Origin of the sequence: Arcicella lustrica (genome assembly GCF_034930985.1) — a bacterium.
Classification (GTDB): Bacteria; Bacteroidota; Bacteroidia; order Cytophagales; family Spirosomataceae; genus Arcicella; species Arcicella lustrica.
The window spans coordinates 182,203-198,019 of record NZ_JAYGIM010000004.1; the positions used below are offsets into that span (position 1 = coordinate 182,203).

13 protein-coding genes are annotated in these 15,817 nt (G+C 36.0%); 8 read left to right on the top strand and 5 right to left on the bottom strand.

Annotation, left to right across the window (positions count from 1 at the left end; all coding sequences use genetic code 11):
• Positions 1-12: 12 nt before the first annotated feature.
• Positions 13-342 carry a hypothetical protein gene (locus tag VB798_RS06315; protein WP_323257094.1) on the bottom strand — a complete coding sequence of 110 codons (330 nt, stop codon included), beginning with the start codon at positions 340-342 and terminating at the stop codon, positions 13-15.
• 540 nt (positions 343-882) lie between these two features.
• Between VB798_RS06315 and VB798_RS06320 the strand changes: the two genes are divergently transcribed.
• Both VB798_RS06320 and VB798_RS06325 read left to right on the top strand, forming a co-directional pair.
• Positions 883-1,185 carry a nucleotidyltransferase family protein gene (locus VB798_RS06320; RefSeq protein WP_323257096.1) on the top strand — a complete coding sequence of 101 codons (303 nt, stop codon included), beginning with the start codon at positions 883-885 and terminating at the stop codon, positions 1,183-1,185.
• Complete coding sequence (locus VB798_RS06325) at positions 1,175-1,513, top strand: HepT-like ribonuclease domain-containing protein (RefSeq protein WP_323257098.1); 339 nt, start codon at positions 1,175-1,177, stop codon at positions 1,511-1,513. The genes VB798_RS06320 and VB798_RS06325 overlap by 11 nt, the downstream gene beginning before the upstream one ends.
• Positions 1,514-1,538: 25 nt before the next feature.
• Here VB798_RS06325 and VB798_RS06330 read toward each other — a convergent pair whose 3' ends face one another.
• Both VB798_RS06330 and VB798_RS06335 read right to left on the bottom strand, forming a co-directional pair.
• Positions 1,539-3,056 carry a DUF7133 domain-containing protein gene (locus VB798_RS06330; RefSeq protein ID WP_323257100.1) on the bottom strand — a complete coding sequence of 506 codons (1,518 nt, stop codon included), beginning with the start codon at positions 3,054-3,056 and terminating at the stop codon, positions 1,539-1,541.
• The gene (locus VB798_RS06335; RefSeq protein WP_323257102.1) at positions 3,053-4,144 is read right to left on the bottom strand and encodes a plastocyanin/azurin family copper-binding protein; all 1,092 of its coding nucleotides are present in this window, start codon (positions 4,142-4,144) and stop codon (positions 3,053-3,055) included. Before VB798_RS06335 ends, VB798_RS06330 begins: the two co-directional genes overlap by 4 nt.
• Before the next feature lie 356 nt (positions 4,145-4,500).
• Here VB798_RS06335 and VB798_RS06340 point away from each other — a divergent pair, with 356 nt between their 5' ends.
• From VB798_RS06340 to VB798_RS06350, 3 genes are all read left to right on the top strand, one after another.
• Positions 4,501-5,271 (top strand): helix-turn-helix domain-containing protein, encoded by a 771-nt coding sequence (locus VB798_RS06340; RefSeq protein ID WP_323257104.1) that lies wholly within the window; start codon positions 4,501-4,503, stop codon positions 5,269-5,271.
• A gap of 67 nt (positions 5,272-5,338) precedes the next feature.
• Complete coding sequence (locus VB798_RS06345; protein ID WP_323257106.1) at positions 5,339-5,731, top strand: DUF1398 domain-containing protein; 393 nt, start codon at positions 5,339-5,341, stop codon at positions 5,729-5,731.
• A 99-nt stretch (positions 5,732-5,830) separates the two neighbouring features.
• The gene (locus VB798_RS06350; RefSeq protein WP_323257108.1) at positions 5,831-6,283 is read left to right on the top strand and encodes a DUF1569 domain-containing protein; all 453 of its coding nucleotides are present in this window, start codon (positions 5,831-5,833) and stop codon (positions 6,281-6,283) included.
• A gap of 246 nt (positions 6,284-6,529) precedes the next feature.
• On the opposite strand, the gene VB798_RS06355 is transcribed toward VB798_RS06350, so the two are convergent.
• Both VB798_RS06355 and VB798_RS06360 read right to left on the bottom strand, forming a co-directional pair.
• The gene (locus VB798_RS06355; protein ID WP_323257110.1) at positions 6,530-8,464 is read right to left on the bottom strand and encodes a DsbA family protein; all 1,935 of its coding nucleotides are present in this window, start codon (positions 8,462-8,464) and stop codon (positions 6,530-6,532) included.
• On the bottom strand, positions 8,461-9,630 hold the full coding sequence (locus VB798_RS06360) for a pyridoxal phosphate-dependent aminotransferase (RefSeq protein WP_323257112.1): 1,170 nt from the start codon (positions 9,628-9,630) through the stop codon (positions 8,461-8,463). The genes VB798_RS06355 and VB798_RS06360 overlap by 4 nt, the downstream gene beginning before the upstream one ends.
• A gap of 564 nt (positions 9,631-10,194) precedes the next feature.
• Between VB798_RS06360 and VB798_RS06365 the strand changes: the two genes are divergently transcribed.
• From VB798_RS06365 to VB798_RS06375, 3 genes are all read left to right on the top strand, one after another.
• The gene (locus tag VB798_RS06365) at positions 10,195-10,788 is read left to right on the top strand and encodes an RNA polymerase sigma-70 factor (RefSeq protein WP_323257114.1); all 594 of its coding nucleotides are present in this window, start codon (positions 10,195-10,197) and stop codon (positions 10,786-10,788) included.
• Positions 10,789-10,888: 100 nt separating this feature from the next.
• Positions 10,889-11,926: a FecR family protein gene (locus VB798_RS06370; protein WP_323257116.1), complete on the top strand. Its 1,038-nt coding sequence runs from the start codon at positions 10,889-10,891 to the stop codon at positions 11,924-11,926.
• A gap of 304 nt (positions 11,927-12,230) precedes the next feature.
• Positions 12,231-15,806 carry a SusC/RagA family TonB-linked outer membrane protein gene (locus VB798_RS06375; protein WP_323257118.1) on the top strand — a complete coding sequence of 1,192 codons (3,576 nt, stop codon included), beginning with the start codon at positions 12,231-12,233 and terminating at the stop codon, positions 15,804-15,806.
• The last annotated feature ends 11 nt before the right edge of the window (positions 15,807-15,817 follow it).

The window sequence follows — 15,817 nt, forward strand, 5'->3', positions numbered from 1 at the left end:
ATGCTTCATCATTTATACATCATCATTCAACAGAAAATGGTGGTGCATCATCGTTTTTACATCATCGTTCAACAAAAAATGGTAGTGCATCATCATTTTTACATCAACGTTCAACAAAAAATGGTGGCGTATCATCATTTTTATATCAACGTTTAACAAAAAATGGTGATGCTTCATCATTTTTACATCAACGTTCAATAGAAAATGGTGATGCTTCATCATTTTTACATCAACCTTCAACAGAAAATGGTGATGCTTCATCATTTTTACATCAACCTTCAACAGAAAATGGTGATGCTTCATCATTTTTACATCAACGTTCAACAAAAAATAGTGGCGCATGAAGGTTTTTAGTTCATCATTCAACAGAAAATAATGAAGCACTATACTCATTCTGACACTAACCTTTACTTATTGTAAATGGTTGCCTCTGAACTATTGAGTTATTTGTGAGCGAGATGCTCTTTTTTTACTTTTGGGGAGTAGGGAAACCAGTAGAAAGCCATTGTAAGTTAACAAAAATGTATTAGCTGCTTGCCGTTGTCAGTGTCTCCACTGACAACCTCCTTTGCTGTCACACGTTTTGTTGGTCTTGGCGACCCCGTGAAAACACCAACAAAGGCATACACTAATCCAGAATGGATTAAATGTTGATAGGAAAAATAAGACGATGAGAAGTATGACCCCTTCGGGGTCGAACAATGGCTGTCGTTTTTGGGGATTTTCTATAAACCTTTAAATCCTTCGGATTTATTACGCTTGCCTTTTGGCTTCTTTTACTTTCATTAAAGTATGCAAACACAAATCAAATCTTCACTTGTACCAGTAAATACAACAAGAATCAAGAAAATCATTTACATTTGAGTGATAATATTCTGACAAATGAAAAACCTTGAATCATACATATCAGAGATAATTAAACTTTGTGAAAATCACAAAGTTAAAAGCCTGTATGCTTTTGGTTCGGTTCTGACTGATAGCTTTAATAATGAAAGTGATATTGATTTAATTGTGGACTTCTCAAATATTGCAGTGGAAGATTATGCCGATAACTATTTTGACTTCAAATTTTCTTTACAAGAAATGCTTAAAAGACCCATCGACCTACTGGAAGAAAAAGCTATCAAAAATCCATATTTCAAACAATCTGTAAATCAACAAAGACAACTTGTTTATGGACAATGACATTAAAGTATGGCTTTATGATATTTTAAATGCCATTATGGAAATTGAAAGCTTCTTTGATGATGTTCCAAAAATATTTTCTGTATATCAAAATGATTTGAGAACAAAAAGAGCTGTTGAAAGAAATATCGAAATTATTGGTGAAGCTCTCAATCGAATTTTAAAACGTGATGAGACAATACTCATCACAAATGCCAGAAAAATAGTTGATACTCGAAATAGAATTATTCACGGCTATGACTCTGTTTCTGATGATGTAATTTGGGGAATTGTGATTAAGCATTTACCTATTTTACAAAATGAAATAAGAACTATGTTAAATGAATAACCTTTACCATCTCCTCCCCAATAACCTACCTCAACTGATTCAAAGTATAGCAAATCAAATTATTGAAAAGGTATTTACCATCTGTACTTTCTATATCGCCTGTTTTTAGTTCATACACATAACCTGCTTTTAATTCTGCTAAGGTCAATGAAACTGTTTTGCCATCGGCAGAAAGTTTGATGGATTGTACTGGAACATCTTTTACATCAAATTGCTTTGAACCATAGGCTTGATGATATTCATAATAAAAACGACGGAATTTATAATTGAGTAAATCTTGTGCTTTAGCTGGGTCGAGTGGCATAGAGAAAGTTAAGTCAAAACCTGTTTTGGTAAGTTTCATCGCCATAATATCTAAATGCTTTTTGCCTTTCCAAGTAATGCGTTGAATACCTCTTGCTCCAACCCAACCGTGGTCGTTTTGTCCAACCCACAAACTTCCGTCGGGAGCAAAAGCCAAACGATTATTTCCAATTCGCATTTTTGAACCAAAATTCAAAGGAATACAAGCCCCTTGCATTGCTCCGCTTACTTCCTCCATCAATAGTCGAATTACGTATTTATGATCCATGTCGCCAATCAACATTTGTCCGCCAAACATTCCAAATTTCCCTCCTGTATTTTCCAAAATGGGCTGAGTTGGCGAATTGGCAAAATATCCGTGCGGAAATTGAATGGATTCTTTAGTTCGCATACTGTCTAAGCGGGCAACAGGTAAATTAATCGGTACGACTCTTGGAAAATCTTCTTTCCAAATTAAACCAGCAGGATGTCCGTAAAACTTACCTTCTTCTACATGAAATAATTTACTTGTACCTAACCAGTCGCCCTGATTATCGGAAACGAATAATCTTCCTTGTGCATCAAAACCCAAACCATTTGGCGAGCGAAAACCAACAGCAAAAGGTTTTAAAATACCATCTTTGCCTAATTTCATAATCCAACCACGATAAGGCACGCAAGAGTACATTCGTCCCGGACGAGAAAGTGAATCATATTTTCCACGAATTTCATTCCTGATTCCTGCACCGTTTGAAGCTAAATTCAAAGCGATAAAAAGGTTTCCTTGTTTATCGGCAATAGGGCCGAAAGCAAATTCATGGTAATTGCCCGACATTCCGAAATCGTCTGTTACTGTTTGATAAACATCGGCTACGCCATCGCCATCAGTATCTTTTACACGAGTAAGTTCAGGACGTTGCATGATTAAAATTTCATGATTATTAATCACCATCATGCCCAAAGGTTCGTGCAAACCTTCGGCAAACATTTTCCATTGTTTGGTTTTTTGGTTATACATCATTACTTCGCCACGATGAAAACAGGCTACAAAACGCCCATCTGGCATAAAGCCAATTGCACCCGTTTCGGCAACTAAACCGTCGGGTAAAGTAATGTTTTCTACTTCATAATAATTTGCCGCAGAATCTTTTGGCGTAATATTTTGTGCTTTCAGGCTTGAAGTAAAAAGTAGTAAAGCAAACAAACAGCTAAACTGTATGGTAAAAGTTCTTTTGTTGTGAAGCATATTGTGATTTTTCATCTTTTCATGGAAATACTAAGACGTTGAACATTAGCTGGAATGCTGAGTACGCCTTTATTGAATTTACCTAATTTGCTTTGGTACACGATGCCATCGTCGGTATTGACTAAAAAATAAAGCTTTTGTTTATTGTTCTTAAAGGTAAAATCTCTAATCAAAGCTTTTCCATCAGCACTCAAACGAATGGTTTCGGTTACTTCTACTTTATCCAATAAATATTTGAAAGTCGGCAATCTTTTGTTGAGTTGGTAACCTTTAAAATCAACTGTAGGAATGGTTTTCACATTAGTTATTCTGAATGGAAAATCGGTTTTATCTCGCCAATAAACTTCTCCAACTATTTTGGTTAATTTACTTCCGTTTCCTTTCCATTGTTCTGAGTTATCCACAAATCCACCCGACCAAGCATATCTTAAATAACATTTGCCTGCATCAAAACAATAAGATTCTGTTTCGTTAAAAGCTACGACAATGGCTGCTGGTCCACAGTCAGGCATAAAAGTGCGATACAATAATGGGTATTTTAATGGAAATGGATGCGGTGAAGGCGCTGCATGATGTCCTTCGTGACTAACAACAACTGCTGTTTTTTGTCGTTGTGTTTCTGGTACGTTAATGTCTTTTTCTAAAGGAGGCAAAGCTTTGTTAGTGGCATAAATTGCTCCGTACATAACAAAACCATGTCCGGGATAAGTACAGACATAAGGGTAAATTCCTTCTTTTTCTAAAGTAAAAGTAATGGTATCAATTCTGCCCGGTTCAATGATTTTGGTATTGGCAATAATCAAAGGAGAGTTGGGAACATAGTCCATACTAGCACCTTTATCGCCCAATTTCATGGCTTCTTCTACTACTTTTAGTCGGAAATTGGGTTTAGTGACCACCATGTTATGCGCCATATCGTCGTGATTATCCAGAATAATCGTCAGACGAGTATTGGGTTGAACCGCCAAACGAGGCAAATCAAATTGTAAGCCACCTAAAATTTTAATGGTAATGGTTGTGTCTTTTTGTGAAAAGCCTTGCAGACTTATCAACAATAAGGCACAAAGTACACTTAAACGCATCATTTTTATATCTTTTAGCATTTCTGAAGCAAAGGAAATTATATATTCAAGTAAATTTCAATTCGTAAATTAAGCATCATAGTGGAATTTCTCTTCATGTATTGTAGGTTTTAGTCTTAGTTTTTAGCTTATAAAGATTAAGACTTGTAAAATCTAATGGTTTAGGAAAAGATAAAGGCTTAACAGTCTTAGATTATGTTTATAAAGTTGTTAATTTAGTTTGGTCATAATAGTAAAATACTATTAGCCATAGCTTACTTTTCTTGTCTTGATACAAGAAAAGTAACAAAAGAAAATCAAGAAATTCCGAAACTCGCTGCGCTCAAACAGCGGAATTTCGAAAAATTGCTTTCGCCTGTTTAATATCAATTTGATAAATGAAATTTGAAAAGATTCTTCCATCTGCTTTGCTAAAACCTTATATCAAACATTTGGTCATTTCGGAAGTTTCCGAAGAACAAACTTATAAGGTTTTTCCTTCTACTGGGCTTGTAATGGGCTTTCAGTATAAAGGTAGTTTGGCGTATCTTTCTCAAGAAGGAGAAAACAAATTAGCAAGTACGGGCATCACGGGTTTACAAGATGGGTTCAGAGTTTTTAAGAGTAATCCTAATATTGGTTCTGTATTGGTATTTTTTAATGAAATCGGAGCGTCTTATTTCCTCAAAACACCTATCAATGAATTATTTGCGGAAAGTGTTTCGCTAGAACATTTTATGAATCAATATGATTTAGAAAAAGTGGAAGAAGCCCTTAGCTTTTCCCAAAGCGACGAACACAGAATTTATATTGTAGAACAGTTTTTACTTGCTCATATCATCGAAAAGAAAGATGACCAGCTCGTCATCAAAGCTATTCAATACATTTATCATCATAAAGGAAATGTTAAAATCAAAGAGTTGGCAAATTTGCTTTGCATCAGCCAAAGTCCATTTGAGAAACGATTCCGACAAGTAGTTGGTACTTCTCCTAAAAAATTTGCGTCAATCGTTAGGTTTCATGCCGTACTTGATAGCCTGAATCAAGTAAAATCACTGACTGAAATTTGTTTTGAAAATAACTATTTCGACCAAGCCCATTTTATCAAAGACTTCAAGCATTTCACAGGCGAAACACCCGAAAAATTTATTAAGAAGAACGACAAGTAAACGATTTTTTACAATTTCAAGCCAAGTAAATCTCCCAAATTTGTATCACATTTAAACACAAAAAGACATGTTTACAATTAATCAAATTAAAGAGATTCACTCAAAAGTAAAAAGCGGAGCAGATTTTCCACAGTATATCCAAAACCTTATTGTTTTAGGCTTAACGAGCTATGAACATTACGTTTGCGACGGTCATACAAAGTATGTTGGAAAAGATAATTTTCAAATTGAATCGGAAGCGAAGTATGGTTTACTAGGAATATCAGAAGAAGGCAATGTGGAAAAGCTGAAATACGCTTTAAAAATTCACCAAGCTGGCGAAACCGATTACTTCACTTTCTGTAAGCAATCAGCCGAAGCGGGTGTTGAAAAATGGAAAGTTAATATGCAAGAAATGTCTTGTATTTATTACGACAAACAAGATATAACGATGGTAATTGAAAAAATTCCTAGTCTGTAATTGAATACATTTGAGGTAATGTTAATTTTAGGACAATCTACATAACTGGTTCTTTTTCTTATCTTTATAAAAACAACCCGAACTAAATTAATGATTATCATGAAAAATGTATTTGACCAGAAAGAGACTGCCGAGATTTTAGAACGCATCGAGCAACTAAGTCCAAGTTCACAACCACTTTGGGGAAAGATGAACGTTGCCCAAATGTTAGCGCATTGCAATGTTTCTTATGAACTTGTTTATGAAGAGAAACATCCAAAACCGAATTTCTTGATGAAGTTTATGCTAAAGATTTTTGTAAAAGATACGGTTGTTGGCGACAAACCTTATCAAAAAAATAGTCAAACTGCACCGATGTTTCTCATTGTTGATGAAAGAGATTTTGAAGTAGAAAAGACACGTTTAGTTAATTATATCAACAAAACCTTATCATTAGGTGAAGCTTATTTTGATGGAAAGGCATCTCATTCTTTTGGCGTATTAAGCAAAACTGAATGGAGTAATATGTTTGCGAAACATCTTGACCATCATCTTACTCAGTTTGGAGTGTAATAATTGGAGTATAATAAACATAAAGTCATCCCGAATTTTCTCATTAAATAAAGGTTTTGAGGAGTTTTATATTTATTATCGCCTTGTCCTTACTTTTCTTTTCTTGATAAAAGAAAAGTAACAAAAGAAAATCAAGAATTCCTAAACTCGCTTCGCTCAAACAGTAGGAATTCATTAGCCATCAATCATAAAAAAGCGGTCGAAAAACTAATTTCTACCGCTTTTTTATGATTCGGATGACTCATATTAATAATTTGCCAATTTACTTTTCCAGATAATTCCGTTTTTACTTTCGTACTTATCGATAAAACCTTTATCGAATAAATCTGCCAAAATATCATTGGTTTCTTCCATATCTCTACTACTCAAGAAAGAAAATTCTTTGCTGGTCATCGTCGAGAAATTGGTAAATAAGAAAATTGGATCCGTATTGAAAGTCCTTTTTGTGGCTTTTGGCACCAGTTTATGAATAATTTCTTCTAAATACTCATATTCTTGATAATCCTTACTGATAATTTGTTCGTTCTCAAGGTTAGTAAAAATCAGCGTTGGCAATACGCCTACTTGCATATTCTGAGCCAAAATCAAATCTTCTCTGAAGGCTTCCTGTGCTTTATTTTCATAATCATGCACAAAACGAGCAGAGTCTAATCCAACATCAAAAGCCGCTTTTTCAAGGTATGCCATATCAACGATATTGATTTTTTCAAGGAAGAGCATCTCTTTAATTCTTCTCAAAAACAACAAAGCCAAATCTGCATCTTGCATTTGTGCTGCCTTGAAAGCAATTGAAGGCGGATATGAAGAAGGCAATGGGTCTTCAATCCAAATATCACCATCCAACGGAATTCCGTGAATCATACAAACTTCTTCCCAATGTGGTGCTACGTCAGAGGGTTTGGTGATAGGGCCACGCTCGTACTCATCCCAAGAAGGCAATAAACCTCCCATTCTGTAGTCAATCTTGATATAAGCACCATATTCTAATTTCAGCTTTCTCAATAAAGGCTGTACAACCCAACAAGTAGAGCAAATTGGGTCAGTAAAATACTGAATATCAATAAGCTTTTCGGTATGTGCATCTTTGTCTTCTCTTTTTGAAATCAAAGGCACAACCATTTTATCGCCATCCACGCTCAGTGGATTCAAAAACAATTCTTTTAGTTCTCTTCCTAAATAAATATGCTTTTTAATATCCTCTTGGCGTTCGTCGTAATATGCCTCAAAAGCTTCTTCAACATCATCTAAAGACAATAATTTTTCCGTCAATTTTTTAGCATCTAAAATTGCATTAGTCGTTCCAGCACTGGTAAAAGGTAAAGCCAAATGGGCGGCATCACCAATTAGAACCACATTATCTGCATGAAATTTAGGTAATAATCCGAAGTCACGAGTATTCCAGATATAGCTTGTACTGAAATCATTGGTTTGTAACAATTCAGTAACCACTGGTGGGAAATCCGCCAATTGATAATTACAAAAAGCTTTTAATTCTTCAGGAGAACAGCCTTGGTCGCAATCGGCCTCAGCAACACTGTACTGCATAAACCAAACGAAGTCTTTTTCAGAAACAGGAATCATTCCGAAACTTAGTCCACGAGTACAGCTTTGATATTTTGTAAATATATTTTGATGCGAAGCACCTAATTTTTCATTCGTACAAATCCCAACTACTTCTTTTACTTCGATAGGCGTATAAGTAACAGCACCCAAAATAGCTTCACGCACGGCAGAATTCCCACCATCAGCACCAACAAATACATCTCCATATTCTACTTCACCATTGGTAAATTGTGCGGCAATGGCTTTCCCATTTTCATAGATAAAATTTGAGAATGTTCTACCTGTTTTAAGTTGCTCTTTCGGGAACAAATCATATAAAAACTGTACTAAATCTTTTCGTTTGATACAACGCCAAAGATTTAGCTTTTGCCTTTTTACTTGTTTTCCATCTTGTCTATTCAAGCTAAAAGCACCGATTTCTTCACCAGGAAGACGAATTTCTGTATTAGCATTTAATTCATTTAAGATAGACCAACCGTCGATGTGCATTAAAAACGCATGCCCACGGGTAGTCATTTCTTTGAATTTCTCGTTGACAACAACTTCAATATTATTTTTCTTGAGTAATAGTCCCAGTGTTAGGCCTGCGACGCCTCCGCCAATAATTACTACTTTCATAATGCGTTGATTACTGTTTTAATTTGTGAAAGTGCTTGTGTAAGGATTTCATTTGAAGTAGCAAAACTCAGTCGAATGTAACCATCTGCTCCTGCTCCGAACCATTCTTTTAGTCCGGGTACTACGGCTACTTTGGCTTCATTCAACAATAATTCATGTACTTCTTTGCTGGATTTTCCTGTTCCTACAATATTGGCAAAAGCCACGTAGCAACCTTCAGGAGCAATACAGCTTACACCTTTCATGCTGTTGAGTTCAGTAACACAAAGTTTTTGCATTTCGTTTAAATGTTCAACAAAAGCTTTTAGCCAATAGTCACATTCGTTGAGGGCGGTAGTGGCGGCTATCTGTCCTAATACGTTTGCTCCGTGTACAGTAGATTGATGTAATGATACTTTTATTAATTTATCAAAAGTTTCTTGATTGGATGCCATCACTGAACCAATGCGTAAACCTGCCAAACCATACGATTTACTATAACCTGTTACAGTAACGGTCCGTTCACGAATGGCTTCATCTAATGAAGCAATACTGGTGTAAGTATGGGGTGCATAAATAATATCACTCCAGATTTCATCCGACAAAATCGTCAAATTATGTTTGCAAGCGATGTTACCTAGTTGAAGTAATTCTACTTTGGTAAATACTTTTCCTGTTGGGTTAAGCGGATTACACAAGCAAATCAATCGAGTTTTAGGCGTAATTAGTTTTTCTAATGCTTCAAAATCTACCTTTTCTGTTCCTGCTGGAATCGCAAAAGAAACTGCCTTTCCTCCCACCGATTCTACAGAATATCTGAATAGAAAATCGACTGGGTCAAAAATGATTGCTTCATCATTAGGTGATAAAAAAGCCTGACAAACAACATAAATTCCAAAAGCGGCACTATCTACAGGAAAAATGTAAGCTGGCTTAGCAGGGATATTTCTTTTGTTTTGAAAAAAGGTAGCAACACTTTCTTTAAAATCAGGCAGACCATCAGGAGGACCATAACACAAGTAGCGGTCTTTCACAAAACGTGTGATTGACTCTGCAATTTCAGGAGCACTCGGAAAATCAGGGTCGGCGGCCGTCAATGGAATTACTCCTTGGGGTACTGTTGCCCATCTTAAATTATAGGCACGTTGTTTTAAAATTTCTAAATTGACAGAGCGACTATCAAACATTGAATATTGTGGTTGGCGGTTAATTTTTATGAGTTATATTCTTAAAAGAGACGATAAAAGAGGCAATGTTTAATATTTCCACCGCTCTTCATATTATTTGGATGCTAAATATGTTGAATAAATGTAGAATTTACAATTTTATATTCATTTTTCTTTTAGAAATTATCATTTGTTCATACTGTACTTTTTGAATTCCATCGTATAAACGTTTTTTTGATTTGGTCATCCCTATTACTTCATCATTTAGTTTTCAAAATTCCTACAAATAATCAAGGCTCACACTAGTCAATAAAGGTTTTAATTACAAAGATGAGCAAGCACTATTAAGGCTTTGTTAAAGGTAAATTATGTTTTTAAAAATTCATTTTGAACCTTGCCTATGCTTTGAAAAACTGGATAATCTTGGTACTTCCTGTTAATCCATCCTGAAAAACGCTCAAAATAGCTTTGTGAAAACGTTGTCGGGAACGATTGCGTAAAAAATTAAGCTAAAACATTGGATATTGTAATTGCTTACGCCTACTTTTGAAAATAATTTTTTTAATATTAATTATTACTTTTCTCATGTACAGACCACTCAAAGCTTCAAGCGATACGGAATTACTGGGTCTTTTGCTAGAAGACAACGAGACTGCTTTTGAGGAAATTTACAGAAGATACTTCCAAAAACTTTACGCATTAGCTAAACGCAGACTTTACGATAATCAACAAACAGAGGATATTATCCATGATTTGTTTTTGAACTTGTGGCTGAACCGTCAAAAAATACAAATTGATTCTTTACAAAATTACCTCCTGCGTAGTGTAAAGTACAGAGTTTTGGATGCACTTGATCACCATACGGTAAAACAAAATTTTCTGGATTATCAATTACACATCAATCAAAGCTCCAACATTACCGAAGAAAACATCCTTTATGCCGATGCCATGCGTCTGTATCAAGAAAACCTTATCGTATTACCCGAAAAATGCCGAGAAGTATTTTTGTTGAGTAGAGCGGGGCTTTCTCAAAAAGAAATTGCTATTCAATTAGGCATTTCTGAAAATACTGTTGAAAATCATATCGCCAAAGCTTTACGCTTATTGAAGTCTCGTATGGCTGAATTTATCAGCCCAAATGCCCTTTTTCCTCTCTTTTTCTTCCTTTTTGAAAATTAATTTCAAAAATAATCATATTCAAGTAGTGGAACTGTTTTCCTTAGCCGACTAATAAGTTAAGGAGTAAATAGTATTTTATTGATAAAAAATAGCAACTAACATGATTCAAGGTGAATTCAAGGATGATGATGAAATCATCAATTCGCTCAAGCAAAAATATACTCCTGATGAAATCAAAAAACTGTTGGATTGGTACAATGCCTTCGACGACAATCAAGATGGAGCTGAAGAGCATACAGAACCCGAAGAAAAAATTTGGGAAACATTACAACCAAGCCTCAACAGCGAAGCATTAGAAACATCAGTAATTCCTTTGTTTAACCGCAAAGTAATTCGTTGGGCAATTACAGGTATTGCAGCCAGTTTCCTGGTATTGTTAGGCTGGTTTTGGCAGCCACAAAAAGAAAGTAATCTCCAAGAAACGATGGGGTTCAAGGAAATCTCACAAAAGGAGCGTTCGTTGTGGCAATCGTTTACCAACACAAGTAAAGCAATACATGAATTAGCCTTGCCAGATGGTAGTAAAGTTTGGCTGAATCCTTCAACCACCATTTTGTACAAGATTGTAAAAAATGCGGCAACCAGAGATGTGTATTTAGAAGGAGAAGCTTTTTTCGATGTAAAACCCAATAAAGAACAACCTTTTTATGTAAAAAATAAAGGTTTGAATGTAGTGGTTTTGGGGACAAGTTTCAATGTGGTGGCATCTTCAAAAGATGCAAAATATGAAGTTTCGGTGGTGACGGGAAAAGTAAAAGTAAAATACCAAGACCCTGAAAATAGCGAGCGTTTCAATCAGGTAATCATTACGCCACAACAACAAGTAGTAATTCAGAAAGAAGAGAATACTTTAGAAACGCATGATTTAACCCTTGAAAAAAGTAAACATCGCCAGCTTTGGGAGCCAATCAGCATCAGTTTTGATGAAGTAGCACTTGATAAAGTATTAACCCGACTGGAAGTAGAATATGGCATGACCATCCGTACACCCAATATGAATATTCGTAAATGCACACTTTTCGCCAATTTCACCAACCAGCGTTTACCTGTGATTATGGATATTATTTGTAGTTCTATCAATGCTACTTATCAAATAGAAGGTAATGAAATTACCATCATTGGCGAAGGCTGTTTGTAGGAATTGTGAGTTATGAATTGTGAATTATGAGTGACAGATTTTTAAATTAAAATAGCGACATATAGCATTTTAACTCATATTTAAACATCCTGTTTAGCAGAGATTTAACTAAGTATTTTATTTTCAACCAATACAATTTCAATAAAAAAAGAGGGCTTGAAGTGTTACCAGCACCCAAGCCCAAAAATTACCCCAATCATTTCCTAGGTGATTTAAGAGTAATGTAGATTTCAAACACAAAATCGTACAAAGCAAATTTATGGAAAAACAATTTATTAAGACAACATTTTTCAAAATCATGAGGATGACTGTCATTCAGTTGGCCATTACTGTAGCTTTCATGGTGACATCGTATGCCAAAGAAGCCAAAGCACAGGAAGTTTTAGCCAAAACCGTGACTGTTTCTATAAAAAACAGCACGATTAAAGGTGTACTCAAAGAACTGGAGAAGGAATCGGGAGTACCTTTTGTTTTTAGTTCCAAAAACATTATTTCGCAAGCAACGAATCTTACTTTGACGGCTACCAACGAAAGCCTGAAAAATGTATTGAGCCGTTTCTTACCTCCGCTTAATATCGGCTATAAAGTTGTGCATAATGCCATCATATTAACGCCCATGTCTGCAGTTGAGGAAAAAATAGTACTTCCCTCATCAACAATTGAAACGTCCATGCCCAGTATCGCCGCCGACGCTACTGTTAAAGGTAAAGTGGTGGATTCAGAAACAGGTGAAACACTTCCTGGCGTAACAGTAAAAGTAAAAGGGACTACCGCTGGAACAACGACAGACGTTAGCGGAAAATATAGTATTTCGGTAGCCAAAGGTGCCACTTTAGTTTTTTCTTTCATCGGAATGAAAACACAAGAAGTAAGCGTTGATGGTCGTACAGAAATCAATGTATCACTAGCACCAGACAATAGCATGCTTGAAGAAGTAGCCGTAGTAAGTGATGGTTATGGTTTGGTAAAGAAAACCGACAATACTGGTTCGGTAGCAAGTATGTCGGCTAGAGATTTAAAAAATATTCCCATCACCAGTGCCGCACAAGCGATGACGGGTAGAATGGCTGGTGTTAGTGTAGTAACGACAGATGGTTCTCCAGATGCAGATGTGGTGATTCGTGTACGTGGAGGTGGTTCACTTACACAAGATAATTCGCCTTTGTATGTGGTAGATGGTTTTATTGTAAACAGTATCAAAGATGTACCACCTTCAGATATTGAAAGCATCAACGTTTTAAAAGATGCAGCGGCTACAGCAATTTATGGCGCTCAGGCATCCAATGGCGTTGTGGTAATTACCACGAAGAAACCTCGTCCGGGTCGTACTACTGTTTCTTACAACGGTTTTATGCAATTCAAAACATTGCCTTCTGACAGAGCCTATAAAGTACTTTCTCCTTACGAATACGTTTTGGTAAATTATGAAAGAGCTAAACTAAAAACGAATGCCGATGTGAACAACATGGAGAAGTTTTTTGGAAAATATGGCGACTACGATTTGTACCAAAACAAAAAAGGAACCAACTGGCAAGACGAACTTTTCGGTTCTCCACGTACTACTCAATCACATAATTTAAGCATTAGTGGTGGTAACGAAAACACAACAATGAGCTTAAGTTTGACGAACAATACTGACCAAGGATTACTTACTGGTTCGGGGTATAATCGTAATGTTATCAACTTCAAAATCAATCAAACGATTACAAAGAAATTGAAGTTTGATGCTTCCGCTCGTATTACGAATACTATCATTGACGGTGCTGGAACTTCTGGTTCTGCACAACTTAATATTAAAGATGCTGTTCAAACAAGACCAACAAACGGTATTGCTGATGAATTAGACATTGATTTAAGCAGTGCTGGAACGGATGATGATTTTGCTTCTTTCCTTTTGGCACTTGTAAATCCTAAAAAATTAGTATCGCAAGACTGGCGTAAAAGAACTACGCAAGACTATGTTTTTAATGCTGGTTTAAGTTGGTCAATTCTTAAAGACCTTAATTTAAAATCGACCATTACAGGTTCTAAATCATTCGATAAAAACTTACGTTATTATGGCCCATTAACTGGAGAATCTTTCAATAACGGAAGTAGCTTACCTATCGGCGAGAAAACCGTAAATGAAGTAGATTCTTTCCGTTGGTTAAATACATTGGGTTATCAAATGTCTGGTTTGGGTTTGCATAAACTTGATTTCTTATTAGGACATGAAGTATATTCTTTGGGCGGTAATCAAAGTTTTATTCGTACTGAAGATTTTAGAGCATCCATTACGCCAGAAGAACTTTTTGCCAATATGTCGTTCGGACGTACCGACCGCCAATCTACTGCTGAAGTTACTAATGTGAATCGTGTTTCTGGTTTTGGTCGTATCAATTATCAATTCAAAGACCGTTACTTGGCTGCTATTACTTTCAGAGCGGATGCTTCAAGTAAATTCAGTGCTGAAAACCGTGTAGGTTTATTCCCTGCTTTGGCTTTAGGTTGGAAAATTTCTGAAACGAAACTCTTCAAAAACATCACTGCTTTGGATGAATTGAAACTTCGTGCAAGTTATGGTGCTACTGGTAACGACCGTATTGATGCTACTGCAACAAAATTCTTGTTTGAAGCGACAACACTTCGTGGACCGGGTTTTGGCAATGTCGATAACGTTTATTATGCGCCAACTGGAACTACTTTATATAACCCTAATTTGGTTTGGGAAACAACTATTAATAAAAACCTTGGTTTAGATTTCGCTTTCTTCAAACAACGTTTAGTCGGAAGTATTGATTTATACCAAAACGTTACTAAAGATTTATTACTTCAATCTGCCATTCCATCAAGTTCTGGTTTTACTAGACAATGGAACAATGTAGGTAGTACTTCAAACAAAGGTGTTGAATTATCATTGACAGGTTATTTCATTGATAAATCTGATGTTTCATTCTCTGCCAACTTCAACTTCGGGATGAACAGAGCGAAAGTAGAAGCACTTGATGGAACGACGGAACGTTTCTTCCAATCGAACTGGGCAAGTACTGATTTACGTGACCAAGACGATTTCTACGTAAAAGTTGGTGGTACTTTGGGAGATATTTATGGTTACGTTTCAGATGGTTATTACTCAACCAATGATTTCGCAAGCTACGATGCTACCGCTAGAAGATATATCCTAAAAGAAGGAGTGATTAACTCTACTTCAATTACTGGAAATTCGGCTATCAGACCGGGCTTTATCAAATTAAAAGACATTAATGGCGATGGCGTAGTAAACAGTCTTGACCGTAAGGTTATCGGAAATACACTTCCAAAAGCGCAAGGTGGTTTCGGCTTTAATGGTCGTTATAAAGGATTAGACGCTTCGATATTCTTCAACTGGTCGTATGGAAATGATGTATATAACACTGGTAAAATTCAGTACAACCAATTCCGCCGTGTTACTTATGGAAACCTTACAGATGCCATGAGTCTTGAAAATCGCTTTACTTATTTAGACGTTGACGGAAAATACACTGGTACTCCGGGAGAAATCGTAACTGACTTAACGCAATTGGCAGAACTAAATGCGAATAAAAACATTTGGTCGCCACTTGGTTTTAGCGATTCGCAAACATTAATCAGCGACTGGGCAGTTGAAGATGGTTCTTTCATCCGTTTAAACAACTTAAACATTGGTTACTCTTTACCAAAAAGCTGGATTTCTAAACTTGGTATGTCGCAATTTAGAGTGTATGTAACAGGTAATAACCTTTATCTCTGGACGAAATACTCTGGCTATGACCCAGAAGTAAGTACTACCAGAAGTAGTTATTCTGGCTTAACACCTGGCGTAGATTATTCATCTTTCCCTAGAAGCCGTTCTTATACTTTTGGTGTTAACATTACTTTTTAAGTAAAGAAAGC

Bases quoted from the DNA above. Each gene is read 5' to 3' on its own strand.
- VB798_RS06350 (WP_323257108.1), top strand. From the start codon at position 5,831: ATGAAAAATGTATTTGACCAGAAAGAGACTGCCGAGATTTTAGAACGC.
- VB798_RS06325 (WP_323257098.1), top strand. From the start codon at position 1,175: ATGGACAATGACATTAAAGTATGGCTTTATGATATTTTAAATGCCATT.
- VB798_RS06345 (WP_323257106.1), top strand. From the start codon at position 5,339: ATGTTTACAATTAATCAAATTAAAGAGATTCACTCAAAAGTAAAAAGC.
- VB798_RS06355 (WP_323257110.1), bottom strand. From the start codon at position 8,464: ATGAAAGTAGTAATTATTGGCGGAGGCGTCGCAGGCCTAACACTGGGA.
- VB798_RS06340 (WP_323257104.1), top strand. From the start codon at position 4,501: ATGAAATTTGAAAAGATTCTTCCATCTGCTTTGCTAAAACCTTATATC.
- VB798_RS06320 (WP_323257096.1), top strand. From the start codon at position 883: ATGAAAAACCTTGAATCATACATATCAGAGATAATTAAACTTTGTGAA.
- VB798_RS06370 (WP_323257116.1), top strand. From the start codon at position 10,889: ATGATTCAAGGTGAATTCAAGGATGATGATGAAATCATCAATTCGCTC.
- VB798_RS06315 (WP_323257094.1), bottom strand. From the start codon at position 342: ATGCGCCACTATTTTTTGTTGAACGTTGATGTAAAAATGATGAAGCAT.
- VB798_RS06330 (WP_323257100.1), bottom strand. From the start codon at position 3,056: ATGAAAAATCACAATATGCTTCACAACAAAAGAACTTTTACCATACAG.
- VB798_RS06335 (WP_323257102.1), bottom strand. From the start codon at position 4,144: ATGCTAAAAGATATAAAAATGATGCGTTTAAGTGTACTTTGTGCCTTA.
- VB798_RS06360 (WP_323257112.1), bottom strand. From the start codon at position 9,630: ATGTTTGATAGTCGCTCTGTCAATTTAGAAATTTTAAAACAACGTGCC.
- VB798_RS06365 (WP_323257114.1), top strand. From the start codon at position 10,195: ATGTACAGACCACTCAAAGCTTCAAGCGATACGGAATTACTGGGTCTT.
- VB798_RS06375 (WP_323257118.1), top strand. From the start codon at position 12,231: ATGACTGTCATTCAGTTGGCCATTACTGTAGCTTTCATGGTGACATCG.